The following is a 1,717-nucleotide window of genomic DNA, read 5'->3' on the forward strand; positions in this document are numbered from 1 at the left end:
CATTACGGAATGTATTTTTTGAAAGCCATGCAATTTAACTTAGAAAAAATCTGGTTTTAGGCGCACTTGAATAAAGCTAAAACATTATTAAGTTGGTAAGTCCTATGCTATAAGAGGCTTAAGGCTTCTGATGTATTCATGATGATGAATCTTGTCGGCAAGCACAACGGAGATAAGCTGTGTGATACCAGCAAGTATCAAGTCAGCATGCAGAGTTTTCTCGTTTCGTGTACGACGATTTGCTAAGCAAAAGTTATCCTTCATGTGATTGATTTCTCGCTCAACAGTGGTCCTGATTTTATAGGTATTATCCCATTCCTCAGTTCCGCGAAGAACACCGGGATAGGCACGAAGATTCTTTTCGGGATATATGTGTATCATTCGCCCGCAAGGTGACTCGGTGCATGGTTTGCTACATTGACACTCACGATGGCATTTACGTGTGTTTTTGTCATAGACATATTTGATTTTTGGACATACAAATTTGTAGCGCACAAGACCATTCTTCCTTTTGGAAGAACTCTCATATTTCATAGGGAGTGAATCATCGTTAGGACAGCATGGGATGCCATCAGCATTAACTTTACAATCCGGATATTTTATGCCGGATCTGGCGTTAAGCGGTATATATGCCTTTGAGAAGTGTTTGCCATCGCCAAATGTATCACCTGTGAGTAGCTGGCGATACAGGAGTGCAGAATCAAATGCAGCATCGCCAAGAAATGTTTTGGGATTAATGAGTGGGTGTTTTTCAAAGAAATCTTTAAGCGTTGGGATGAGTAGTTTTGCATCATGAACGCATTTATCTTCATCAGGAGAAGAGGATTTCTTTTCAACGACTATATCCGGATGTGAAGACATAAAATCCTTGTTATAGAAGGATATGTGACGGACAACCCCAAGGCCATTTGTAACAATACCAAACTTGAAGACATAACAGAAATGGCCATTTATGTATAACTGCTTGATTTCTGGATTTGCGGAAGCATGCGAAGGCATGGAACTGTATGCAGCTTTATATGGATCATAGGATTTATCAAATCCCATGGCTTTAGCATAAGCCCGGAGCTGTTTAATAACCCGATTGGCGTATTTGGGATTGTTTTCTATAACATAAGCTTCAATGCCAGATGAATCAAAGATGGACATGTCTGCTTTGGTAGAATCAATCTCTTGGCAGATGGGTTCAGTAACATCAACAAGCTTGTCAAAAACAAGCTGTAGATCATCAAGGAAATCCTGTTTAAAGCGGGTAATCTTGGAAGCGTCTGGAACTTTTGTGAAACCACAAAATTCACGAAGCGGTTTTGAGTAAGCGAGAAACGTTAAGAGAAGCTGATCTGTTGGAATAGTGAAGATGCGCTGAATTATCAATGCCCAAAGCATTGCTTTTAGAGGGTATTTACGGGCTCTGCCCGTTGATGCATAGAAGTGATTTCTAAAAGAAATCGGAATAATTTCATCAAGGTCGATATGTGTTTCTAATAGAGACAGGAAAGCAGGTTTGTCATTTTCAAGTTTATCTTGGCAATCTGCAAAGATATCAGCCAAAGAAAGCTGTTTGTATGGTATCATATATATCAGAATAACTCCTTTCTTGGTGTTGGTCAGTGGTTTCTTGTCAATTCTATTGTACCATATCCGGTGAGGGGTTATTCATTTTTATTGCTAGAAAAATGCCGTATTTATGCGGCTTTTGGCGTTTCGCAAACGCCTA

General features: G+C 39.7%; 1 protein-coding gene. It reads right to left on the minus strand.

The genetic code is table 11. From position 1 onward, the window contains the following. Nucleotides 1-102 precede the first annotated feature (102 nt). A complete protein-coding gene (locus tag G630_RS0117755; RefSeq protein ID WP_026499368.1) occupies nucleotides 103-1,575 on the minus strand; it encodes an ISNCY family transposase in 1,473 nt (490 codons plus the stop codon). Nucleotides 1,576-1,717: the final 142 nt, after the last annotated feature.

Source organism: Butyrivibrio sp. WCD2001 (assembly GCF_000424485.1).
Classification (GTDB): domain Bacteria; phylum Bacillota; class Clostridia; order Lachnospirales; family Lachnospiraceae; genus Butyrivibrio.